We start from the raw sequence: 21,584 nt of genomic DNA, 5'->3' as shown, positions 1-21,584 counted from the left end.
GACCGGTCCGGCAGGAACGGGCCGGTAGAGCGCAGGAGAGAGGATCATGGCCGCGCCACTGAAACGACGGATCGGGTTGGGCCTGCTCACCGCCTATGGCATCGGTGTCATGGTGGGCGCGGGAATATATGTTCTGGTGGGTGCCGTGGCGGGCGATGCCGGTGTCTGGGCGCCGGTCGCCTTTTTGCTGGCCGGTCTCATCGCGGCGCCCACTGCGCTCAGTTATGCGGAATTCTCCACCCGCCTGCCCGAGGCGGCGGGCGAGGCCGCCTATGTGGGAACCGGACTGAACAGCCAATCTCTGGCGCTGTTGGTGGGTCTTGCCGTTGTGGTGGCGGGCACGGTTTCGGCCGGGGCGGTGCTGCGCGGCGGGGTCGGCTATCTGACCGCCGTGACCGAGATCGACCCGGTCTGGGCGATGATCGGCATTGGCGGCGCGCTGACGCTGGTGGCCATCGTCGGAGTGCTGGAAAGCCTGGCGCTGGCGGCGGTGTTCACCGTGGTCGAACTGGCCGGGCTGGCGCTGGTGGTCTGGGCCGGGCTGGGGGCCGACCCCTCGCCCGACTGGGTCGCCCCGGCGCCGCCTGTCTGGACCGGCATCGGGCTGGGCGGCGTTCTGGCTTTCTTCGCCTTCATCGGTTTCGAGGATATCGTCAACATGGCCGAAGAGGTCGAGGCGCCCGAGCGTACCCTGCCGCGCGCCATCCTGATCTCGCTGGTGGTGACCTCGGTGCTCTATGCGCTGGTGGCCTGGGCGGCGGTGCGCGCGGTGCCGCTGGCGGAGTTGGGTCAATCCGAAAGCCCGCTGGCGCTGGTCTGGCAACATGGGCGCGGCAGCGGCGCGGGCTTTCTGTCGGCCATCGCGGTGTTTGCGGCGCTGAACGGCATCCTGGCGCAGATCGTCATGGCCACCCGCGTGCTTTACGGCCTGGGCGGGCGCAACCCGGCGCTGGCGCTCTTTCACAATGCCCATCCGCGGTTCGGCACGCCGGTGCTGGCAACGCTTATGGTGGGGGCGGCGGTGATCTTTTGCGCGCTCTATGTGCCGGTCGAGACGCTGGCCGAGACCACATCCTCGATCCTGCTGGCGGTGTTTGCGCTGGTCAACGGCGCCTTGATCGTTCAAAAAAGACGCGCGCCCGAGGCGCGGTTCCGCGTTCCGATGGTGGTACCCGTTCTGGGGCTGGTGTTGTCGCTGGGGGCGCTGTCGGTTGCGGTAAGGGGAATTCTATGAGTTGGACAATCCTGTTGGGGGCCTTGTGGGTGATCGCCGCGACCGTGGTCGCGCTTTTGCCCATGCGCCGCCAATATGCGCCGGGGCTGATGCTGTTGATCCTGGCGCCCGTGCTGATCGTTGCCATCGGGTATGAGCATGGTTTGCTGGCCGGCCTGCTGGCGCTGGCGGGTTTTGTGTCGATGTTCCGAAATCCGCTGCGCTATTTCTGGCGCAAGGCCTTTGGTCCGGCGGAGCGCGCGGAATGACCCTGTCGCTGATCCTGGCTTGTCTCTGGGCGGTGGCCGCCAATGTGTTGGCGATGCTTCCCAGCCGTGATCACCACTGGCGCCGGGCCTATGCGCTGATCGCGCTGGGCATTCCGCTGTTGGGCTATGTGACCTATGAGAATGGTCCCTGGATCGGGCTGGTGGTGCTGGCGGCGGGCATGTCGGTGCTGCGCTGGCCGGTTATCTATCTGGGGCGCTGGCTGCGGCGACCGCGCGCCTGACCGGGGATGGAGGCCGAGTTCGCCATACCGCTTGCGCTATTGGCCCTTGGACTGGTGGTGGGGGCGCTCCTCGCCCGGATTGGCGCCGCCGTCTGGGCCTTGTTGGGGGCGTTGCTCGCAGCGATTGCAGTCTGGCTGCTGATCTTTCAGTCGCAACACTTCGGATGGGAGGGGATGGGCCCCGGCATCGTCGCCATGCTTTTCTGCGCGCCGATCGGGCTGGGCCTGTTGCTGGGCGCCGGGATCGGATGCCTGAGGCGCCGTAGCGATGGATAATCTGCTGCTCTATGTCGTGCCCACGCTGCTGGGGCTGGGGGGCGCCTATCTGGGGCGTCGGCTCGCCCGCGCCGGTGGCTGGCGCCGGGTGCTCAGCCTTGCGATGATCGCCAGCGGCGCATTGGCGGGGCTGATGCTCTATGCTCAGAGCCTCGATGACCCTTGGGCCGCAATCGGCATTGCGGCGTTGTCGGCGCTGGGGGTGGGGCCGGTGATCCTGGGCCTTGTGCTGGGGGGATTTGTCGGCTGGGTCGGCTGGCGCCGCGGCAGCTGAGCTTTGGCGTTGTCCCGACCGGTGCTTCCGGGTTACATCCCGCCGACGTGACAAAAAGACGAGCTGACATGATCGACACAAGCGCAATTCGCGGCAAGCTGACGCCGAACCGGGACCTGTCCGAGCTGACCTGGCTCAGGGTGGGTGGGCCGGCGGACTGGCTGTTCCAGCCCGCCGATATCGCCGATCTGCAAGCTTTCCTGCGCATGCTTCCTGCCGAAGTGGCAGTGTTCCCCATGGGGGTCGGGTCGAACCTGATCGTGCGCGATGGCGGTCTGCGCGCGGTGGTGATCCGGCTCGGGCGTGGCTTTAACGCTATCGATGTGACGGGCGGCACGGTCACCGCTGGTGCCGCCGCGCTGGATGCGCATGTGGCCCGGCGAGCGGCGGATGCGGGTGTTGATCTGACCTTTTTGCGCACCATTCCCGGTTCCATTGGCGGGGCGGTGCGGATGAACGCGGGCTGTTATGGCAGCTATACGGCGGACGTGTTCCGCTCGGCCCAGGTGGTGCTGCGCTCGGGTGAACTGGTGACGCTGGGCGCTTCTGATCTGAACTTTCGCTACCGGCAGAGCGACCTGCCCGAGGGCGCGGTGCTGGTCTCGGCCAGTCTGCAGGGCACTCCGGGCGACCCCGAGGCGCTGCATGCCCGGATGCAGGCGCAGCTGGACAAGCGCGACCAGACCCAGCCCACCAAGGAACGCAGCGCCGGCTCGACCTTTCGCAACCCGGCCGGGTTTTCCTCGACCGGGAGGGCGGATGATACCCATGAGCTGAAGGCGTGGAAGGTGATCGACGAGGCCGGTATGCGCGGCGCCCGGCGCGGCGGCGCGCAGATGAGCGAGATGCACTCGAATTTCCTGATCAACACCGGTGGCGCCACGGCGGCGGATCTCGAAGGTCTGGGCGAAGAGGTGCGAAAAAAGGTTTACGACACCAGCGGCATAACGCTAGAGTGGGAAATCATGCGGGTCGGAGATCCGTAAGACGGCTAACATCCCGAAACCGCGAACCCTTTCAGGCCAAAACAGGGGGCGGAGTCCGGGGCAAAAGCGGGTCGCCAAATAAGGCCCGGATGACATAGAGGCACTGAATTGGGTATGTCGAGCAGGACAAACCCCAAGGTGGCGGTATTGATGGGCGGACCCTCGGCCGAGCGCGAGGTGTCGCTTGTATCGGGGCGTGAATGCGCCGCCGCCCTGCGGGGAGAAGGTTTCGAGGTGGTGGAGCTGGATGCCGGCCCCGACCTCTGCGACCGGTTGCGCGCGATCGCGCCCGATGTCGTATTTAACGCATTGCATGGTCGCTGGGGCGAAGATGGCTGCGTTCAGGGCCTGCTGGAATGGCTGCGCATCCCCTATACCAGCTCGGGCGTTCTGGCCTCGGCCCTGGCGATGGACAAGGAGCGCAGCAAGGAAGCCTATCGCGCCGCCGGACTGCCGGTCGCCGCCAGCCTTCTGGCCGAGCGCGGCGCCATCGAGGCGGCCCATCTGATGCAACCGCCCTATGTGGTCAAACCCTATAACGAAGGCAGCTCGGTCGGGGTCTATATCGTGACCGAGGCAGCCAATGGCCCGCCCGTGCTGGCGCCTGACCTGCCCGCGACGCTGATGGTCGAGGAATATGTACCGGGCCGCGAGCTGTCGACAACGGTTCTGGGCGACCGGGCGCTGAGCGTCACCGATATCCTGACCGATGGCTGGTATGACTACCACGCCAAATACAGCCCCGGCGGATCGCGTCATGTGATCCCCGCTGACCTGCCGCGTGAAATCTTCGACCTGTGCCTGGATTATGCCCTGCGCGCGCACAAGGCGCTGGGCTGCCGTGGCCTCAGCCGCACCGATTTTCGCTGGGACGAAAGCCGCGGCGCCAATGGGCTGTTCCTGCTGGAGACCAACACCCAACCGGGTATGACGCCCACCTCGCTGGCGCCCGAGCAGGCGATTGCCGCCGGCATGAGTTTTGGCCAGCTCTGCGCCTGGATGGTGGAGGATGCTTCGTGCGATCGCTGAGCCGCACCCTGCTGCCGGTCCGGTTTCGCCCGCAACTGCCCGCCGGGCAGGACGCCGACTTTGACAGCGGCGCGGGCGATGCGGCACCGCTGGCAGGGGCGATGCGGCTGGACGGCTTGGCGCGGCTCAAGCCGACGCCGAAACGCTCGGACCCGGCCCCGTCACGGCTGAGCTATCGGGTACAGCGCTGGATGCTGACGCCGGGCATCCGCCTTGGCCTGCGGATCGGGGTGCCTTTCTGCCTCATCTTTGCGCTGGGCAGTGCGTTTCTGGCCAGCGAACAGCGGCGCGACGCGCTCAATGCCTTTGTCGCCGATATTCGCGCCTCGATCCAGGAGCGTCCCGAATTCATGGTCAACCTGATGGCCATCGACGGTGCCGGAACCCATCTGGCGGCAGATATTCGCGAGGTGGTGCCGATCGATTTTCCGATCAGTTCGTTCGAACTGGATGTCGAGCAAATCCGTGAGGTGATCGCGGGGCTGGACCCGGTCAAGAGCGCCACGGTGCGCATCCGTCCCGGCGGCGTGTTGCAGGTCGACGTGGTCGAGCGGCAGCCAGCGGTTGTCTGGCGCACCCGTGCCGGTGTCGAGATGCTTGACGAGACCGGCGCCCATGTGGATGACCTGCCCGAACGGAGGGCTCGCCCCGACCTGCCGCTGATCGCGGGCGAGGGGGCCGATGCCAATGTCGCCGAAGCGCTGCGCCTGATCCAGACCGCCCAACCGCTGGGCGACCGGTTGCGCGGCCTGGTCTGGGTGGGCGAACGGCGCTGGGATCTGGTGCTGGACCGCGGGCAGGCGATTCAGTTGCCCGCCAAGCGCCCGGTGCAGGCGCTGGAACGGGTGCTGGCGGTGAACGAAGTGCAGGAATTGCTGGATCGCGATATCGCGGTCGTGGACATGCGGCTGGGCACGCGCCCCACGATCCGCATGACAGAGGCGGCCTCGGCCGAGTGGCTGCGGGTCAGGAATACGGGCGGAAACGGGCAGTAAGACAGATGATGACGGATCTCTATCAGTCGCAGCGGGCAATGCGTCAGATGCGCCAACAGGCGATACAGCGGGGCGTGGTGGCCATTCTGGATGTGGGCAGTTCCAAGATTTCCTGCCTGATCCTGCGCTTTGACGGCAGCAGCCGCCTGTCTGATGACAGTGCCATCGGCTCGATGGCGGGCCAAACCGGCTTTCGGGTTATTGGTGCAGCCACCACCCGTTCGCGCGGGGTGCAGTTCGGCGAGATCACCGCCATGCAGGAGACCGAGCGCGCGATCCGCACCGCATTGCAGGCGGCGCAGAAGATGGCCGATATCCGGGTCGATCACGTGATCGCCTGTTTCTCGGGGGCGAACCCGCGCTCCTATGGGCTGGATGCCAAGGTGGAACTGGAAACCCAAGTGGTGACCGAGGCTGAGATCGGTCGGGTGCTGAATGCCTGCGAGGTGCCCGAATACGGCGCCGGGCGCGAGGTACTGCATGCCCAGCCGGTGAATTTCGCGCTCGACAACCGCTCGGGCCTGATCGACCCGCGCGGGCAACTGGGTCAGAGCCTGGCGGTGGACATGCATATGCTGACGGTAGACGCCACAGCGATCCGCAACCTGGCCCATTGCATCAAGCGATGTGACCTGGAACTGGCTGGTGTGGCCAACTCGGCCTATGTTTCAGGTGTTTCGGCGCTGGTCGAGGACGAGCAGGAACTGGGGGCCGCCTGTATCGACATGGGCGGCGGCACCACGAGCATTTCGATCTTTCTCAAGAAACACATGATCTATGCCGATTGCGTGCGCATGGGCGGCGATCACGTGACCGGCGATATCTCGATGGGGCTAGGCGTGCCTACCGCCAACGCCGAGCGGATCAAGACCTTTTCCGGCGGCGTGCATGCCACCGGGGCCGATGACCGCGAGATGATCGACATCGGTGGCGATACCGGCGACTGGGAGCATGACCGCCGCACCGTCAGCCGGGCCGAGCTGATCGGCATCATGCGGCCGCGGGTCGAAGAAATCCTCGAGGAGGTGCGGGCGCGGCTGGATGCGGCCGGGTTCGAACATCTGCCAAGCCAGCAGATCGTGCTGACCGGCGGCGGCAGCCAGATCATGGGGCTTGATGGGCTGGCCAGCCGCATTCTGGGACAGCGCGTGCGCCTGGGCCGTCCCTTGCGGGTGCATGGCCTGCCGCAATCGGCCACCGGGCCGGGGTTCTCCTCGGCGGTGGGCCTCAGCCTGTTTGCCGCGCATCCGCAGGACGAATGGTGGGATTTCGAGGTCCCTGTCGACCGCTATCCGGCCCGGTCGCTGCGCCGGGCGGTCAAATGGTTCCGCGACAACTGGTAAGAGCGGTCTTGCCGGCTGGACAAGCCCTTGATCCATGCCGAAGAAATCCGCGCTCTCCTTCAGGATGCGGATGACATCGACCGTTCGCCATGTTAGAAAAGAGGCAAGGTACCCGCAAAGCGGTACCGCAGAGGGACGAGCAGGTCCCGCCAGAGTCTGATGCTTGTCCCGTGGCGCCACGCGTGCGGGCCAATGGTTCGTTGTGTCCGGTGGATGTCGAACCGCTATATCTGCATTGATCGGCGAAATACCGCGTTCGGGTGCAGAATCTTTCCATATTTTGTGGCTTTTTTGCGATTTGGGCGTGACGAGCCGCCGCAATATCAGTAGGATTATCTGTAGATAGGTAAGAAAAACCCCGCGCAAGGCGGGGGTAAAACAGGCGGACAGAGCATGACACTGAACCTTTCGATGCCCGGACAGGACGAGTTGAAGCCGCGGATCACCGTTTTCGGGGTCGGGGGCGCTGGCGGCAATGCCGTCAACAACATGATTGAAAAACAGCTGGAAGGCGTCGATTTCGTCGTCGCCAATACGGATGCACAGGCGCTGCAGCAGAGCCATGCGCCCTCACGCATCCAGCTGGGCGTCAAGGTGACCGAAGGGTTGGGCGCAGGCGCGCGCGCCACCGTTGGGGCCGCCGCCGCCGAAGAAAGCATCGAGCAGATCGTCGACCATCTGGCCGGGGCGCATATGTGCTTCATCACCGCCGGCATGGGTGGCGGTACCGGCACCGGCGCGGCGCCGATCATCGCGCAGGCCGCGCGTGAGCTGGGTGTGCTGACCGTGGGCGTGGTGACCAAGCCGTTCCAGTTCGAGGGCGCCAAGCGCATGCGTCAGGCCGAGGATGGCGTCGACGCGCTGCAAAAGGTGGTCGATACGCTGATCATCATCCCGAACCAGAACCTGTTCCGCCTGGCCAACGAAAAGACCACTTTCACCGAAGCCTTCTCGATGGCCGACGACGTACTGTATCAGGGCGTCAAGGGTGTCACCGATCTGATGGTGCGTCCGGGCCTGATCAACCTCGACTTCGCCGACGTGCGCGCGGTGATGGACGAGATGGGCAAGGCGATGATGGGTACCGGCGAGGCCGCAGGCGAGGATCGCGCCGTGCAGGCCGCCGAAAAGGCGATTGCCAACCCGCTGCTGGACGAGATCAGCCTGAACGGCGCCAAAGGTGTGCTGATCAACATCACCGGTGGCCATGATCTGACCCTGTTCGAACTGGACGAGGCGGCCAATATTATTCGCGAGAAAGTCGACCCCGATGCGAATATCATCGTCGGTTCGACGCTGGATACCTCGATGGACGGCGCAATGCGGGTTTCGGTCGTGGCGACCGGCATCGATGCGGTGGACGTGCAACACGACATGCCCGTGCCGCGCCGTCCGATGAATGCGCCGCTCAAGCAGAAGGTGGCCGCCGAAGAGAAGCCGGCGCCGCTGACGCTGGAGCAGCCCGCGGCACGCGAGACCGTCGCCGAAGCTGCCGAGGAACCCAGCCTGTTCGAGGGCATGGATGTCGAGCAGGTGGCCGCGCATGATCTGGGCGAGGACATTCTGGATACGGGCGACGAGCCCGAACTGCTGGACGATGACGGCCTGCCGCCGCCGGCCTATCAGCCGCAGGTTCCCGCCTTTGAACCGCGCGCCTATGTCGAAGAGGAAGAAGCGCCGGTCGAAACCTTTGTCGCGCCGCGCGCCCCGGCCCCCGGCACGCCGTCGCCCGAAGCGATGCGTCGCCTTCAGGCCGCCGCGCAAAAGGTGCCCTCGGCGCCGCAGCAGGGCCATCGCGCGCCCCAGCAGCCAGCCGGAGACAAGCCGCGTTTCGGCTTTAATCGTCTGATCGACCGGATGACTGGACATGCTCCGGACACCCCGGCGGATCGTGGTCCTGCCGTGGCCCGCAAGCAGCCCGTGATGCGCCCGAATGACGCTACGGCACCCGCGCAGGCCGAGGCCGACCCCGATCAGGAGCGGATCGAAATTCCCGCCTTCCTGCGCCGTCAAGCCAACTGATAGCGGTCACAAAATGGTTACAAAGGGTCGCCGGATGGCGACCTTTTTTCTTTTTAAATCAATGACATAGGTCTAAAGCGGCAGGGAATTGCCGATCTGTTTCGCGGATGTTTCAAACCGTTGCAAAGATTGAGTTGAGCCAGCAGCCCCCCTCACTTACCTGATTGTCAACACAGCTCGCAGAGGCTGTAGGCAACCGTCAGAGGCCTATCTTGCAACATACGCTGAAATCCTCGGTCACCTTCCAGGGCATTGGTCTGCATGGGGGTAAACCCGTCCGCATGACCCTTCGCCCAGCCGCAGCCGGATACGGCATCTGGTTCAAACGGACGGATATCGAGATCGGCGATGCAATGATCCCCGCGATCTATGATCTGGTCGACCGCACCCCGCTGTGCACCCGTCTGGTGAACGCCGCCGGTGTGTCGGTGTCGACGGTCGAACACATCATGGCGGCGCTGGCCGGTTGTGGCGTGCATAACGCGCTGATCGAACTGGACGGGCCCGAAGTGCCGATCATGGACGGCTCCTCGGTCGAGTTTGTGCGCGGCATCATGGCGCGCGGTGTACGCCAGCAGGCCTCGCCTGTGCTGGCCTATGAAGTGCTCAAGCCCATCACGGTGGAAAAGGACGGCGCGCGCGCCACCCTGATGCCGTCGGACGGGCTGGAGATCGAGTTCACCATTGATTTCGAAGACAGCGCGATCGGGCGCCAGACCCGTCGCATGGACATGCGCAACGGCAGCTTTGCACGCGAGTTGAGCGACAGCCGCACCTTTTGTCGGCGCGGCGATGTCGAGGCGATGCGCGCCAACGGGCTGGCCCTGGGGGGCACGCTGGAAAATGCCGTGGTCGTTGATGGCGACGAGATCCTGACGCCGGGCGGTCTGCGCCACGCCGACGAGGCGGTGCGCCACAAGATGCTGGATGCGCTGGGCGATCTCTACATGGCGGGTGGCCCGATTCTCGGCTGCTATGTCGGCGAAAAGGCCGGCCATGCCCTGACCAATGCGCTGCTGCGCGCGCTGTTTGAAACGCCGGGTGCAGTGCGCCCCGTGTTGTGCACCCCGGAACAGGCCGCGCGTCTGCCCGGCCAGGGGCTGATCTGGGCGGAAATCCCTCAGGTTGCCTGAAACGGTCAGATGAACCCTTGCTTTGCCTTTCGTCGCCCGGCCCTGTGCCGGGCGACGCTTTTAAGGCGTTTTGCAGAGGAATTTAATGTGCTAGACCAAGGCGCAATCGGGGGATACACCTCGCACGCAAGACGACAAGGACTAGCGGTATGATTGGCAGCAGGGCAGGTACCAGACTGGTTGGCGCACTTCTTTTGGCGACGCTCCTGGCAGCCTGCGACGGCGGTGGTTTTCGCACCGCGGCTGATCGCAGCCAGAATCTGGACGGCTATACGCCGGAGCAGATATTCGAGCGCGGAGAATATGAACTGTCGGTCAAGCGGACGGATGACGCGGCCTATTACTTCTCCGAGGTCGAGCGGCTTTATCCCTATTCGAACTGGGCCAAGCGCGCGCTGATCATGCAGGCCTTTGCCTATCATTCCGGCAAGGATTATCCCGAAAGCCGCGCCGCCGCGCAGCGCTATATCGACTTTTACCCGGCGGATGAGGACGCGGCCTATGCCCAGTATCTGCTGGCGCTCAGCTATTACGACCAGATCGACGAGGTCGGACGCGATCAGGGCCTGACCTTTCAGGCGCTCCAGGCGCTGCGCACGGTGATCGAGGTCTATCCCGACAGCGAATATGCCACTTCGGCGATCCTGAAATTCGATCTGGCTTTTGATCATCTTGCCGCCAAGGAGATGGAGATCGGCCGCTATTACCTGCGCCGCCAACATTATTCGGCCGCGATCAACAGGTTCCGCGTTGTGGTCGAGGACTTCCAGACCACGACCCACACCGCCGAGGCGCTTCACCGTCTGGTCGAGGCCTATTTGTCACTGGGCCTGGTTGAAGAGGCGCAGACGGCGGGCGCGATCCTGGGCCACAACTACCAGTCCTCGGAATGGTACGAGGCGAGCTACAAGCTCTTGACCGCGCGCGGGCTGAAGATGCGCGATGTCGGCAACAACTGGCTGAGCCAGGTGTACCGGCAGTCGATCAAGGGGCAGTGGTTGTAACAGGGCGACGGGCCATCGGCCCGTCCTGCGGGGCTTACGATGCTGCGGGCGCTTGAAATCCGGGACATGCTGATCATCGACCGACTGGAGTTGGACTTCCGGCCTGGTCTCAACGTGCTGACGGGTGAAACCGGGGCGGGCAAGTCAATCCTGCTCGACAGTCTGGGTTTTGTCCTTGGCTGGCGGGGCCGGGCCGAGCTGGTGCGTCAGGGCGCAGAACAGGGCGAGGTGACGGCCGAGTTCGATCTGGCTCCCGGTCATGCAGCGCATGCGGTACTGGCCGAGGCCGGTCTGCCCGGTGCCGAAACGCTGCTGCTGCGCCGGGTCAACACCGCCGACGGACGCAAGACCGCATGGGTCAATGACCGCCGCTGTTCGGGCGAGGTGCTGCGGGCGCTTTCCGAGACGCTGATCGAGCTGCATGGCCAGCATGACGACCGAGGCCTGCTGAACCCGCGCGGCCACCGGGCGATGCTGGATACCTATGCCGGTCTGACGGCCGAGCTTGAGGCGGTTCGCGCGGCTTGGACCGCCCAGGTCAAAGCCCGCAAGACGGTTGCCGCCACCGAGGCGGCGCTGGAGGCGGTACGCGCCGAAGAGGAATATCTGCGCCACGCGGTCGGAGAGCTAGACACGCTCGACCCACAGCCGGGAGAAGAGGCCGAGTTGGACGCCCGCCGACGCCTGATGCAGGGGGCCGAACGCATCCGCGACGATGTCGCCCGTGCCTTTGCCCTGATCGGCAGCGATGGGGCCGAGGGCGCCATGAGCGACGCGATCCGCTGGCTCGACGGGGTCGCCGATAGGGCCGAGGGCCGGCTGGAGGCCGCCGTTGCGGCGCTGGGCCGGGCGCTGATCGAGCTGGGAGAGGCGCAGTCGGGGGTCGAAGACTGTCTGGATGCGCTCCAGTTCAATCCGGCGGAGCTGGAAGAACTGGAGGAACGTCTGTTCGCGATCCGGGCGCTGGCGCGCAAACATGGCGTTGCCCCGGACGAGTTGGGCCCGTTTGCAGACACCCTGCGCGGCAAGCTGGCAGCACTGGATGCGGGCGATGCCGATCTGGCGGCGCAACGCGCGGCGCTGGCCAAGGCCGAGGCCGCCTATGAGGCGGCGGCGGCGGCTCTGTCACAGGCCCGCCAGGCCTCGGCCGGGGAACTGGACGCGGCGGTGATGCGCGAACTGGCCCCGCTCAAGATGGAGCGTGCAGTGTTTCAGACCCGGATCACCGAGGGCGAGACCGGCCCCGAGGGGCGTGACGTGGTCGCATTCGAGGTGGCCACCAATCCCGGCGCGCCCGCCGGGCCGCTGAACCGCATCGCCTCGGGCGGTGAACTCAGCCGCTTTCTGCTGGCGCTCAAGGTCTGTCTGCGCGGCGATGATGGCGGCAAGACGATGATCTTTGACGAGATCGACCGCGGCGTCGGCGGCGCCACCGCCGATGCGGTGGGCCGACGGCTCGAAGCGCTGGCAGGCGCGGGGCAGGTGCTGGTGGTGACCCACTCGCCGCAGGTGGCCGCGCGCGGCGCTCATCACTGGAGGGTGCAGAAGCGGGTTGAGGCCGGTGCGACGCTGTCCACGGTGGTGGCGCTTTCGGACCCCGAGCGCGAGGACGAGATCGCCCGCATGCTGTCGGGCGATACCGTGACCGAGGCCGCCCGCGCCGCCGCCCGCGCCCTGCTCGACGCCTGACGGCAACACCGGCGCACAAGCCTGTGAGACTCAACGGGTTTTGCCTTTCCTGACGGTCCCCGGTGTCCTAGTAAGGTTAAAAGACCTTCGCGAGTGCCTGATGACCCAATCCACCCGCACTGTTCTGGTGCAGCAGTTTCTTCAGGCCAAGGCCGAGATTGTCGATGCCTGGCATGTGCTGCGCCATCGCGGTCCCAGTCAGGTGCAGTTCTGGTTCATCGCCCTTGCGATCGGCATCGCGGCGGGGATTGCGGCGGTTGCTTTTCGTAAGGGAATCAACGCCCTGCAATCGGTTCTTTATGGAAATGAAGATGTGCGTTTCCTGCACAGCCATGCCGCGAACCTGCCCTGGTACTGGTTGTTGGTGATCCCCATTATCGGCGGGCTTGTCGTTGGTCTGATCCTGCACAAGACTACGCCTGATGGCCGCGTCCGCTCGGTCGCCGACGTGATCGAGGGGGCAGCGCTGACCGATGGCCGGGTCGAGATGCGGGCCGGGATCGGCTCGATGCTGGCCTCTCTGGTCACGCTCAGCTCCGGCGGCTCAAGCGGACGAGAGGGGCCGGTGGTGCATCTTGCCGGGGTGATTTCGACCTGGGTCTGCCAGCGCATCAACGCCGACGGCATCACTGGGCGCGACCTGCTTGGCTGTGCCGTGGCGGCTGCGGTTTCGGCCAGTTTCAATGCCCCCATCGCCGGTGCGCTTTTTGCGCTTGAGGTGGTGTTGCGGCATTTCGCGGTCCATGCCTTTGCCCCGATCGTCATCGCCTCGATTGCCGGGACGGTGATTAACCGCTTGGACCGGGGCGATGTGACAGAATTCATCCTCAATACGCCCGGAGCGCTGCAATTCTATGTCGAACTGCCGGCATTTCTGTTGCTTGGGCTGGTTTGTGGGCTGGTGTCGCTATTGATGATGCGGTCCGTCTTTCTGGCCGAGGACCTGGGCACCCATGTGCAGAACCGCCTGCACATGCCGCGTTGGTTGCGCCCGGCGGTATCGGGCGCGTTGCTGGGGCTGCTGGCGATCTGGTTTCCGCATATCATCGGAGTGGGCTACGAGACGACGCTGCTGGCGTTGAGCGGCGAACTGGCGCTTGGCACCGCAATCCTGTTCGCGGTGATCAAGACGGTTGCACTGGCGCTCACCATGGGGGGGCGCATGGGGGGCGGCGTGTTCTCGCCCTCGCTGATGATCGGGGCGTTGACCGGGTTGGCCTTTGGCCTGATCGCCACGCGGATGCTGCCGGATGTGTCGGGCACCCATGTGCTCTATGCCTTTGCCGGCATGGGGGCGGTGGCGGCGGCGGTTCTGGGGGCGCCGATCTCGACCACGATGATCGTGTTCGAACTGACCGGCGACTGGCAGATCGGCCTGGCGGTGATGGCCTCGGTCAGCATGTCGACGGCGCTGGCGTCGCGACTGGTGGACCGGTCCTTCTTTCTGACCCAGCTGGAGCGGCGCGACGTGCATCTGGCGGCGGGGCCCCAGGCCTATCTGCTGGCGATGCTGCGCGCAGGCGCGGTGATGCGGCCCTTGGGTGACCCGCGCTGCCTGGACCGCGCGGGCTGCGAGGCGCTGATTGCCGAGGGCGTATGTGTGCCCGCAAGCGCCACGCTCGAAGCGGCAATGCCCTGGTTCGACCGCGACGAACATGCCTGTATCCCGGTTGTGGTCCGCGAAGAGGACGGTGCCGAAACCCCGGTCGGTGCACTCTATCACATAGACGCGCTCAAGGCCTATAATCGCGCGCTCGCCGCCACCGCCGCCGAGGAGCATTCCTGACAAGCGGGGCACTCGCCGAGAACCTCGTTGAGGATAGTGTCAGCGCTTCTCGGGGAACGGCTTTCGGAGAAATGGAGGCGAGTACCGGAATCGAACCGGTGTACACGGATTTGCAATCCGCTGCGTCACCACTCCGCCAACTCGCCTCGGCAGGGCATAAGCCCTTGCGGTGTAGCGGCGATCTAGCACTGGCGCGCGTGAAGCGCAAGACTGTCGCCACACTGATTTTGCCGATCGCCTTACTTTCCTGCGCTTCCCTGTTGCCTGCGCAGATTCCGGCGCGCGGCAGCATCGGTGGGCTTAGGGGATTGGGGCGCGTCCGGGTCGCAGCTGCGGGCTCGGCGTCAATTCTCGTCATGCAATTGGGCGTCGGGGCGGGGTTTTGCCGCGATGGGACGTTGCCGGGGCCGTGCCATTATGGCAAAAGCCGGTAAGCGATCTACAAGTGAGCCAGACTATGACCGATTTCGCCACCCGCCGCCGTATGATGGTGGACACCCAGGTCCGCCCATCGGACGTCACCAAGTTTCCGATCATCGAGGCCATGCTGACCGTCCCGCGCGAGCTTTTCGTTCCGGATGTGCAGCGCGATGTGGCCTATGCCGACGCGATGATCGACCTGGGCGAGGGGCGTGCCATGCTTGAGCCTCGGACGCTTGCCAAAATGCTCGATGCTGCGGCAATTGACGGGGATGAGATGGTACTCGATATAGGATCGGGCCTGGGCTATTCGGCTGCTGTTGCGGCGCGGATGGGTGAGTTGGTCGTCGCGGTCGAAGAGGACCCGGACCTTGCCGAAGAGGCGCAGACCCTGCTGATGGATCATGGTGCGGATAATGCGGTCCTTCACCATGGGGCGCTGGCAGCGGGAGCCGCTGAACATGGTCCCTATGACGTGATCCTGATCCAGGGCGGTGTCGAGCAGGTGCCGGATGCGCTGACCGACCAGTTGAAAGAGGGCGGGCGAATTGTCGCGGTGTTCATGGATGGTGCTTTGGGCACGGTCCGGGTCGGCCGCAAATCCGCGTCGGGCCTGTCATGGCGGCAGGTATTCAACGCCACCGCGCCTGTTCTGCCGGGGTTCGCACGGGAGCGCGCATTCAGCCTCTGAACAGGGGCAGCCCGAGGTGAGCGCTTGCGTTTCATCGGGGATGCGCGTCTTCTGCAAGGGGCAAAGACTGATTTGAGCATTTGGAGGCAGGAGAACATGTTGCGGACGCTTACGGGACGACTGTCGAAAGTGGCGGTGCTGGCGGCTGGGGTCGCGGTCCTTGCCATCGCACCCAGACCGGCGGCTGCGGACAATCTCGCTGATGCGCTGATCGGGGCCTATAATACAAGCGGTTTGCTGGAGCAGAATCGGGCCCTGCTGAGGGCCGCGGACGAGGATGTGGCCATCGCGCTTTCCGCCCTGCGCCCGATCGTGAACTGGACCGTGCGTCTACAGTCCAGCTACTCGCGCAGCGGTAATGCGCTTGTTTCGACCACGTCCACACCCGACACATTCTTTGCCGGCCTCGACCTGACGCAGCTGATCTATGACGGGGGCGCGGCGCGGTTGGGCAAGCAGGCGGCGCAGGAAACCGTGCTGGCCACGCGGCAGGCGTTGATCCAGGTCGAGCAGCAGGTTCTGTTTCGCGCGGTCACCGCCTATCTCAGCGTGCTGCTGCAAGAAGAGACGGTCGGCATCCGCCAGAACAACGTGCGGCTGCTGGGCGAGGAACTGCGCGCGTCGCAGGACCGGTTCGAGGTGGGTGAGGTCACCCGTACCGACGTGGCCCTTTCTGAATCCCGCTTGGCGAACGCCCGTGCCAATCTGGCCGATGCCAATGGCGCGCTTACCACGGCCCATGCCGAGTACATAAATGCCGTCGGGCGCCATCCGGGTCGCACCTCCGGCCAGCCTGCAATGCCGGGCCTGCCGCGCAGCGAGGACGACGCCGCCGCGCTGGCATTGCGCAATCATCCTTCGCTCATCTCGGCGCAGCATCAGGTGCGCGCACTCGACCTCACTGTCGAACAGCAGCGTGCCAATCTGGGTCCCAATGTGCGGTTTCAGGCGGAACTGGGCTTTACCGATGATTTCGGCGGCACCGCATTCAACGATTCTGCCAGCGCGAGCGTGATTTATTCGCAGCCAATCTATGCCGGTGGTCGCCTGACCTCGGTCCTTCGCCGGGTCATGGCGCAGCGCGACGCGTCGCGGGCCAACCTGCTGAACGTGCAGCGCGACGTTATCCAGGACGTGAGCAACGCTTATGTGCGGTTCCAGACCGCCAACGCCAGTCTCACCGCCTCGGACGAGCGGGTCCGCGCGGCCCAGGTGGCGTTTGATGGTATTCGCGAAGAGGCCACGCTGGGCGCCCGAACAACGCTCGACGTTCTGACTGCCGAACAGGACCTCCTGGATGCGCAGCTGGCCCGTATCTCGGCCCGCACCGAACGCTCGTTGGCGGCCTATCAGCTGCTGGCCTCGCAGGGGCTTCTGACCGCCGAACGGCTCGGGTTGGCAGTGCAGATTTATGACCCGACGCTTTATTACAACATGGTGAAGGATGCGCCGGCCGCGATCTCGAAACGCAGCCGCGATCTGGACCGTGTTCTGCAAGCACTGGGGAAGAAGTGACAATTCGTACCGTCTGTTGTCGGACTGGCGGAATTTCGCTACACTCTTGCTCGAGGCCAAGAGTGGTAAAACCAGATGTCTGATCCTGCGAAGCATGTAGAGATCGAAGATGTTCTGTCTTCGATCCGGCGATTGGTAAGCGAAGAGGGGCGTGCAGGTGCGCGATCCAAGGTCGCGGCGGTCGCTCCGAAACCGGGAAAGCTGGTGTTGACGCCGGCTTTGCGGGTCGCCGAAGCGACTGAACCGGACACAAGCGAAACGGCACCCGAGCCTGACCCGGTGTCCGAGCCGGAGGGGCGCGCTCCCTGGACCGATCCTGACGCCACCCTGTTTTCTGCCGCGGCGGCGGCCGGTGGACGTCCTGTCGCAGCGGAAACGGAGGAGGCGAGCGAACAGGAACCGGCGCCAGAGCCGATCGTGCTTACGCCCGAAGATCTGGTCGACGAGCTCGACGGGGGAGAGAACCATCATTTGACCGAGTGGGACGCTGAGGCCGACGAGATGATGCCCGAGGCGTTCAAGGACGAGGAGGCGGTCGAGGACGAGGAGGCAGTAAGCGATCCGTGGGCTGACCCGGATGCGGACGGCCCGACCGAAGACAGCCTGACCGCGCGAATCGAGGTGCTGGAAACCATGATCAGCCAGGTCGATGAGGATTGGGAGCCCGATGGGCTTAGCGCGGACGCCTATTCAGGCACCAGCGGCGCGGCAATGGCGTGGCAGGATCACGAACCGCAGGCCCAAGGCGATGCCTCGGCATCCCGCATCAACCCGGAGCCGGACGAAGAGGTCTTGTCCGACGATCCCTCGGTCCTGTCGTCCGACGAGGCCTTCTTGGACGAGGAAAGCCTGCGCGAGTTGGTCGCCGATATCGTGCGCGAGGAGTTGCAGGGTGCCTTGGGCGAGCGGATCACCCGCAACGTGCGCAAACTGGTCCGCCGAGAGATCCACCGGGCGCTGACCGCGCAGGAACTGGACTGATCAGCGCCGCCGCGGCGGTTCGGCCAGGGACAAGAGCAGGTCAAGGTCCAGATGGGCCTCGACATGGTCGGCCAGAGCGTCCAACACCTGTTCGACCCCGTCCTCATACCCCACAAGCGCCTCATGCCCCAACTCGCCCAGATAGCGGGCGCGGAACGCATCCGAGGCGAACAGCCCGTGCAGATAGCTGCCGCGAATGCGCCCGTCGGGCGAGGCGGCCCCTTCGGGCCTGCCGTCGATCTCAAGCCAGGCACGGGCGCAATCCGCACCATCGGTGCGACCGATATGGATCTCATAGCCGGTGACCGGTTCGCGGCCGGGCAGGGCGGTGGCATGGCGCAGCGTGACCTGCTTGTCGCCGGTCATCACCGTATGCACGTCGAGCAGGCCCAGCCCCTCGGTCCGGCCCGAATGGCCCTCGATCCCGTCGGGGTCGTCGATGCTCTGCCCCAGCATTTGATAGCCGCCGCACAGGCCCAGAACATGGCCGCCACGCCTCACATGGGCGTAGAGGTCGATATCCCAGCCTTGGGCGCGGAAATAGGCCAGATCGCCCACGGTGGACTTGCTGCCGGGCAGCAGGACCAGATCGGCATCACCAGGCAGGGGGCGGCCCGCCGGTATGATCTCGACACTGACTCCCGGTTCGGCTGCCAGCGGGTCGAGGTCGTCGAAATTCGCCATCCGCTCCAGCTGTGGCACCACCACCTTGCAGGCGCCGCCGGGGGCCGAGCGAATGTCCATCATGTCCTCGGCGGGCAGGCGCCAAGCATCGTTGAACCAGGGCACCACGCCCAGACAGGGCCAGCCGGTGCGCCGGGCGATGTCGTCGCGGCCCTCGTCAAACAGCGTGATATCGCCCTTGAAGCGATTCACCGCAAAGCCGCGAATCTGGGCCAGGTCGCCCGGTTCCAGCACCGCCTGGGTGCCGACGATCTGGGCGATCACGCCGCCGCGATGGATGTCGCCCACCAGCACCACGGGCACCCCCGCCGCACAGGCAAAGCCCATATTGGCGATGTCGCCCGCGCGCAGGTTGGTTTCTGCCGGGCTGCCGGCGCCCTCGACCAGCACCAGATCGGCATCGCCGCAAAGCCGGTCAAAACTTTCCAGTGCCTTTTCCAGCAGATGCGCCTTGTTCTTGCGGTAATCGCCCGCGCGCATGGTGCCCGCGCGCTTGCCCTGGACCACGATCTGGGCGCCGGTATCGGTTTCGGGTTTCAGCAGGATCGGGTTCATGTCGGTATGGGGCGCCCGCCGTGCGGCGCGGGCCTGAAGCGCCTGCGCGCGCCCGATCTCGCCACCGTTTTCAGTGGCGGCGGCGTTGTTGGACATGTTCTGTGGCTTGAACGGTGCCACCCGCAGCCCGCGCCGCGTGAACGCGCGCGCCAGACCTGCCACCAGCATCGACTTGCCGACATTGCTGCCGGTGCCCTGGATCATGATCGCCCGAACCATGCGCGGCCCTTTCCGTTTGGCTCAGATGGCCCGATTCCGGGCCAGCATGATAGCCCCCGCGCGGCAGGTCGTGGCCGGTCTGCGGCGCGCATGAAAACATCAACAGACGTGCCCGGGGTCGGGCAACAAAAAACGCGCCCGGCAGCGGGGCGCGTCTTTGCATGTGGCAAGGCCGGTCTCAGGCGGCTTCGGCCTGGGCGGCGTTGCGACGCTCGCTTTCCTCGCGCGACAGCGCGACCGAGGTGCGCACACCGCGCCCCACGAATTCCATCAGGCCGCGCACAACCCGCTCGTTCGGGTCGATGCCGGCGCAGCTCAGCACTTCGCGCCCATCGCGCGACCGGGCCCAACGGGCGATCTGCTCGGGACCGTTGCCATATTTCTTGTCGTCGGCGATGGCATCGTCGAGTGCGGCCAACACAACGGCCGCGAAGAGTTTACGTGCACGGTTGCCTTGCTCGTTGTTAAAGGCGGTGCCGTCAACGAAATCTTTCATCTCGTCTTCCTTGTTGTTCTTGCTCTTGCAATTTTCGGCGTGGCGTTCCTTATGACGGATCGGGCACGATTCGGGTACCTTTAATTTGCATGGGTGTGCTGCAAATTTTGCATGGCTCGCTGCGGATGCAGCACTAGGTTTCGTTGTCTTGCCTGGGGCCGTCCCGCCAGATATAGGGGCGCAAATGGGTGCATCAACCGTCGTGTGAAGGAATTATGTCATGCCCAAGATCAACGGAAATGAAATTCGCCCCGGCAATGTGCTGGAGCATAATGGTGGGCTTTGGGCGGCTGTGAAAGTCGATCACGTCAAGCCCGGCAAGGGCGGCGCCTTTGCTCAGGTCGAGCTGCGCAACCTGCGCAACGGTTCGAAACTGAACGAACGCTTTCGCAGCGCCGACAAGGTCGAGCGCGTGCGGCTGGAGCAGAAGGATCAGCAATTTCTCTATGAATCCGATGGGATGCTGGTCTTTATGGATGCAGAGACTTACGAGCAGATCGAACTGCCCGCTGACCTGCTGGGCGAACGTCGCCCCTTCCTTCAGGACGGCATGACCATCCTGGTCGAGTTCTACGAGAGCGAGGCGCTGAACGCCACGCTGCCGCAAAAGGTCACCTGCAAGATCGTCGAGACCGAGCCGGTGGTAAAGGGTCAGACCGCTGCCAACTCGTTCAAGCCGGCGCTGCTGGACAACGGGGTCAAGGTGATGGTGCCGCCCTTCATCGGGCAGGATGAAATGATCGTGGTGAACACCGAAACGATGGAATATTCCGAACGCGCGTGACGTCACGTCGTTTGCACGATGCGGGCCGTCCCAAGAGGGCGGCCCGCTGCTTTTTGGGGCTCATGCGCGCTCCGCGAACAACTCGCGCAGCAGTTCGAACTTGATCCGGTTGGCGCTGACCTGCCGGTAAAAGGCGATCAGAAAGGCGGTGGGCGCTTGAATGCGGCTCAGCCCGCTGACCGCCGCGACCACGGTACCCACATCCGTGCGTCCATGCAGCACCAGCCAGCCGCCCAGCATCAGCACCGCCACCGTACCGGCGCCGTTGATGGCGCTGATCACGAATTTGGTCGAGAGTTTCCACAGAAACATATTGCGGCGAGTGGCATAGATCTCGTCAAAGGTCTGCTCGACCTCTGTGACCGCCGCAGCGATGTCCTCCTCGCTCAGCCGGTTGCCGGCGGCGCGTAAAAGCTTCACCCGCCGCGCCACATAACGGTTCACCTGGCGTTGAGACAGCAGCACGATGGCGATCTGTGGCAGGATCATCAACAGGGCGATCAGGCCCAGGCCCGGTTGGGTTGACGAGATATAGCCGATCACGCTGACCAGAGTTCCAATCTGCACCACCGGATCGGCAAAGGCGCCGCCTGCGAATTTGCCCAGTTCCTCGGCCTCGGCGCTGACAGCGGTGGTCAACGTGCCCTGATGCAGTTTGTGCCCCCCTTCGGCGGCGCGGGTGACCAGACGCATGCGGATCAGGCGGATGACATGCTCACCCAGGGTTCCGGACAGGAAACCGGTCAGAAATTTCAGCACCAGGCTGGCCAGGATGGCGACGCCCATACCGGCGCCCAGCAGGAACAGGTTTCCAGCGTCGATCGCCTCGTCGGTCAGCAGGTTGACGATGTTGCGCTGAAACTCCAGCGGCACCGCCGCCAGAGTGGCAATCGCCAGCGACAGCACGATCAGCATCACCTGCCGACGCCCGCTGACCCGCCAGATCGCGGCATAGAGTTGCAGCATGTCCCGTTCCTC

General features: G+C 64.9%; 21 protein-coding genes and 1 tRNA gene. 18 read left to right on the top strand and 4 right to left on the bottom strand.

Features of this window, described 5'->3' with window-relative positions; all coding sequences use genetic code 11:
• Nucleotides 1-46 precede the first annotated feature (46 nt).
• The 14 genes from AC2FL1_RS12510 to AC2FL1_RS12445 all read left to right on the top strand — a co-directional run bounded on the left by AC2FL1_RS12510 (nucleotide 47) and on the right by AC2FL1_RS12445 (nucleotide 14,261).
• Nucleotides 47-1,234, top strand: a complete 1,188-nt coding sequence (locus tag AC2FL1_RS12510) for an APC family permease (protein WP_496877149.1) — start codon at nucleotides 47-49, stop codon at nucleotides 1,232-1,234.
• Complete coding sequence (locus tag AC2FL1_RS12505) at nucleotides 1,231-1,482, top strand: DUF2484 family protein (RefSeq protein ID WP_496824786.1); 252 nt, start codon at nucleotides 1,231-1,233, stop codon at nucleotides 1,480-1,482. Before AC2FL1_RS12510 ends, AC2FL1_RS12505 begins: the two co-directional genes overlap by 4 nt.
• Nucleotides 1,479-1,724, top strand: coding sequence for a DUF2484 family protein (locus tag AC2FL1_RS12500; RefSeq protein WP_234137723.1), 246 nt, complete (start codon nucleotides 1,479-1,481; stop codon nucleotides 1,722-1,724). The genes AC2FL1_RS12505 and AC2FL1_RS12500 overlap by 4 nt, the downstream gene beginning before the upstream one ends.
• A gap of 6 nt (nucleotides 1,725-1,730) precedes the next feature.
• Nucleotides 1,731-2,000 carry a hypothetical protein gene (locus AC2FL1_RS12495; RefSeq protein ID WP_496824784.1) on the top strand — a complete coding sequence of 90 codons (270 nt, stop codon included), beginning with the start codon at nucleotides 1,731-1,733 and terminating at the stop codon, nucleotides 1,998-2,000.
• Nucleotides 1,993-2,274 (top strand): hypothetical protein, encoded by a 282-nt coding sequence (locus tag AC2FL1_RS12490; protein ID WP_496824783.1) that lies wholly within the window; start codon nucleotides 1,993-1,995, stop codon nucleotides 2,272-2,274. Before AC2FL1_RS12495 ends, AC2FL1_RS12490 begins: the two co-directional genes overlap by 8 nt.
• Before the next feature lie 68 nt (nucleotides 2,275-2,342).
• Nucleotides 2,343-3,260 carry a UDP-N-acetylmuramate dehydrogenase gene (gene murB / locus AC2FL1_RS12485; RefSeq protein ID WP_496877148.1) on the top strand — a complete coding sequence of 306 codons (918 nt, stop codon included), beginning with the start codon at nucleotides 2,343-2,345 and terminating at the stop codon, nucleotides 3,258-3,260.
• Between the two features lie 108 nt (nucleotides 3,261-3,368).
• Entirely contained in the window at nucleotides 3,369-4,289 is a 921-nt protein-coding gene (locus tag AC2FL1_RS12480; RefSeq protein WP_496824780.1) for a D-alanine--D-alanine ligase, read from the top strand.
• Nucleotides 4,277-5,284 carry a cell division protein FtsQ/DivIB gene (locus AC2FL1_RS12475; RefSeq protein WP_496877147.1) on the top strand — a complete coding sequence of 336 codons (1,008 nt, stop codon included), beginning with the start codon at nucleotides 4,277-4,279 and terminating at the stop codon, nucleotides 5,282-5,284. Before AC2FL1_RS12480 ends, AC2FL1_RS12475 begins: the two co-directional genes overlap by 13 nt.
• A gap of 8 nt (nucleotides 5,285-5,292) precedes the next feature.
• Entirely contained in the window at nucleotides 5,293-6,627 is a 1,335-nt protein-coding gene (gene ftsA / locus AC2FL1_RS12470; protein WP_234143372.1) for a cell division protein FtsA, read from the top strand.
• A gap of 393 nt (nucleotides 6,628-7,020) precedes the next feature.
• Nucleotides 7,021-8,649: a cell division protein FtsZ gene (gene ftsZ / locus AC2FL1_RS12465; protein ID WP_496824776.1), complete on the top strand. Its 1,629-nt coding sequence runs from the start codon at nucleotides 7,021-7,023 to the stop codon at nucleotides 8,647-8,649.
• A gap of 212 nt (nucleotides 8,650-8,861) precedes the next feature.
• Nucleotides 8,862-9,782 (top strand): UDP-3-O-acyl-N-acetylglucosamine deacetylase, encoded by a 921-nt coding sequence (gene lpxC, locus AC2FL1_RS12460; RefSeq protein ID WP_496824774.1) that lies wholly within the window; start codon nucleotides 8,862-8,864, stop codon nucleotides 9,780-9,782.
• A 149-nt stretch (nucleotides 9,783-9,931) separates the two neighbouring features.
• Nucleotides 9,932-10,786: an outer membrane protein assembly factor BamD gene (locus AC2FL1_RS12455; RefSeq protein ID WP_496824772.1), complete on the top strand. Its 855-nt coding sequence runs from the start codon at nucleotides 9,932-9,934 to the stop codon at nucleotides 10,784-10,786.
• Between the two features lie 39 nt (nucleotides 10,787-10,825).
• Nucleotides 10,826-12,475: a DNA repair protein RecN gene (gene recN, locus AC2FL1_RS12450; RefSeq protein ID WP_496877146.1), complete on the top strand. Its 1,650-nt coding sequence runs from the start codon at nucleotides 10,826-10,828 to the stop codon at nucleotides 12,473-12,475.
• Between the two features lie 100 nt (nucleotides 12,476-12,575).
• Nucleotides 12,576-14,261 carry a chloride channel protein gene (locus AC2FL1_RS12445; protein WP_496824769.1) on the top strand — a complete coding sequence of 562 codons (1,686 nt, stop codon included), beginning with the start codon at nucleotides 12,576-12,578 and terminating at the stop codon, nucleotides 14,259-14,261.
• Between the two features lie 72 nt (nucleotides 14,262-14,333).
• On the opposite strand, the gene AC2FL1_RS12440 is transcribed toward AC2FL1_RS12445, so the two are convergent.
• A tRNA-Cys gene (locus AC2FL1_RS12440) sits at nucleotides 14,334-14,407 on the bottom strand.
• Between the two features lie 311 nt (nucleotides 14,408-14,718).
• Here AC2FL1_RS12440 and AC2FL1_RS12435 point away from each other — a divergent pair.
• The 3 genes from AC2FL1_RS12435 to AC2FL1_RS12425 all read left to right on the top strand — a co-directional run bounded on the left by AC2FL1_RS12435 (nucleotide 14,719) and on the right by AC2FL1_RS12425 (nucleotide 17,868).
• The gene (locus tag AC2FL1_RS12435) at nucleotides 14,719-15,372 is read left to right on the top strand and encodes a protein-L-isoaspartate O-methyltransferase family protein (RefSeq protein WP_496825042.1); all 654 of its coding nucleotides are present in this window, start codon (nucleotides 14,719-14,721) and stop codon (nucleotides 15,370-15,372) included.
• A gap of 96 nt (nucleotides 15,373-15,468) precedes the next feature.
• Nucleotides 15,469-16,887 carry a TolC family outer membrane protein gene (locus AC2FL1_RS12430; RefSeq protein ID WP_496877145.1) on the top strand — a complete coding sequence of 473 codons (1,419 nt, stop codon included), beginning with the start codon at nucleotides 15,469-15,471 and terminating at the stop codon, nucleotides 16,885-16,887.
• Nucleotides 16,888-16,962: 75 nt separating this feature from the next.
• Nucleotides 16,963-17,868 (top strand): hypothetical protein, encoded by a 906-nt coding sequence (locus tag AC2FL1_RS12425; protein WP_496877144.1) that lies wholly within the window; start codon nucleotides 16,963-16,965, stop codon nucleotides 17,866-17,868.
• Here the strand turns inward: AC2FL1_RS12425 and AC2FL1_RS12420 are convergent, their stop codons facing one another.
• Nucleotides 17,869-19,326: a cobyric acid synthase gene (locus AC2FL1_RS12420; RefSeq protein WP_496877143.1), complete on the bottom strand. Its 1,458-nt coding sequence runs from the start codon at nucleotides 19,324-19,326 to the stop codon at nucleotides 17,869-17,871. It lies immediately after the preceding gene.
• A 178-nt stretch (nucleotides 19,327-19,504) separates the two neighbouring features.
• Nucleotides 19,505-19,822, bottom strand: a complete 318-nt coding sequence (locus tag AC2FL1_RS12415; protein ID WP_044028028.1) for a DUF6280 family protein — start codon at nucleotides 19,820-19,822, stop codon at nucleotides 19,505-19,507.
• A 220-nt stretch (nucleotides 19,823-20,042) separates the two neighbouring features.
• Between AC2FL1_RS12415 and efp the strand changes: the two genes are divergently transcribed.
• Complete coding sequence (gene efp / locus AC2FL1_RS12410; protein WP_234137738.1) at nucleotides 20,043-20,606, top strand: elongation factor P; 564 nt, start codon at nucleotides 20,043-20,045, stop codon at nucleotides 20,604-20,606.
• Nucleotides 20,607-20,666: 60 nt separating this feature from the next.
• Here efp and AC2FL1_RS12405 read toward each other — a convergent pair whose 3' ends face one another.
• Entirely contained in the window at nucleotides 20,667-21,572 is a 906-nt protein-coding gene (locus AC2FL1_RS12405; protein WP_496877142.1) for an ABC transporter transmembrane domain-containing protein, read from the bottom strand.
• Nucleotides 21,573-21,584 lie beyond the last annotated feature (12 nt).

The organism is Ruegeria sp. YKSF070 (assembly GCF_059612725.1).
The sequence above is the reverse complement of the archived record's forward strand: the minus strand, read 5'-3'. Positions and strand labels throughout refer to the sequence as shown.

Excerpts from the sequence above, each read along its gene's own strand:
- AC2FL1_RS12430 (WP_496877145.1), top strand. The coding sequence starts at position 15,469 with ATGTTGCGGACGCTTACGGGACGACTGTCGAAAGTGGCGGTGCTGGCG.
- recN (WP_496877146.1), top strand. The coding sequence starts at position 10,826 with ATGCTGCGGGCGCTTGAAATCCGGGACATGCTGATCATCGACCGACTG.
- AC2FL1_RS12505 (WP_496824786.1), top strand. The coding sequence starts at position 1,231 with ATGAGTTGGACAATCCTGTTGGGGGCCTTGTGGGTGATCGCCGCGACC.
- ftsA (WP_234143372.1), top strand. The coding sequence starts at position 5,293 with ATGACGGATCTCTATCAGTCGCAGCGGGCAATGCGTCAGATGCGCCAA.
- AC2FL1_RS12415 (WP_044028028.1), bottom strand. The coding sequence starts at position 19,822 with ATGAAAGATTTCGTTGACGGCACCGCCTTTAACAACGAGCAAGGCAAC.
- AC2FL1_RS12455 (WP_496824772.1), top strand. The coding sequence starts at position 9,932 with ATGATTGGCAGCAGGGCAGGTACCAGACTGGTTGGCGCACTTCTTTTG.
- efp (WP_234137738.1), top strand. The coding sequence starts at position 20,043 with ATGCCCAAGATCAACGGAAATGAAATTCGCCCCGGCAATGTGCTGGAG.
- ftsZ (WP_496824776.1), top strand. The coding sequence starts at position 7,021 with ATGACACTGAACCTTTCGATGCCCGGACAGGACGAGTTGAAGCCGCGG.
- AC2FL1_RS12500 (WP_234137723.1), top strand. The coding sequence starts at position 1,479 with ATGACCCTGTCGCTGATCCTGGCTTGTCTCTGGGCGGTGGCCGCCAAT.
- murB (WP_496877148.1), top strand. The coding sequence starts at position 2,343 with ATGATCGACACAAGCGCAATTCGCGGCAAGCTGACGCCGAACCGGGAC.
- AC2FL1_RS12435 (WP_496825042.1), top strand. The coding sequence starts at position 14,719 with ATGACCGATTTCGCCACCCGCCGCCGTATGATGGTGGACACCCAGGTC.
- AC2FL1_RS12495 (WP_496824784.1), top strand. The coding sequence starts at position 1,731 with ATGGAGGCCGAGTTCGCCATACCGCTTGCGCTATTGGCCCTTGGACTG.
- AC2FL1_RS12405 (WP_496877142.1), bottom strand. The coding sequence starts at position 21,572 with ATGCTGCAACTCTATGCCGCGATCTGGCGGGTCAGCGGGCGTCGGCAG.
- AC2FL1_RS12490 (WP_496824783.1), top strand. The coding sequence starts at position 1,993 with ATGGATAATCTGCTGCTCTATGTCGTGCCCACGCTGCTGGGGCTGGGG.
- AC2FL1_RS12425 (WP_496877144.1), top strand. The coding sequence starts at position 16,963 with ATGTCTGATCCTGCGAAGCATGTAGAGATCGAAGATGTTCTGTCTTCG.
- AC2FL1_RS12420 (WP_496877143.1), bottom strand. The coding sequence starts at position 19,326 with ATGGTTCGGGCGATCATGATCCAGGGCACCGGCAGCAATGTCGGCAAG.
- AC2FL1_RS12445 (WP_496824769.1), top strand. The coding sequence starts at position 12,576 with ATGACCCAATCCACCCGCACTGTTCTGGTGCAGCAGTTTCTTCAGGCC.
- AC2FL1_RS12510 (WP_496877149.1), top strand. The coding sequence starts at position 47 with ATGGCCGCGCCACTGAAACGACGGATCGGGTTGGGCCTGCTCACCGCC.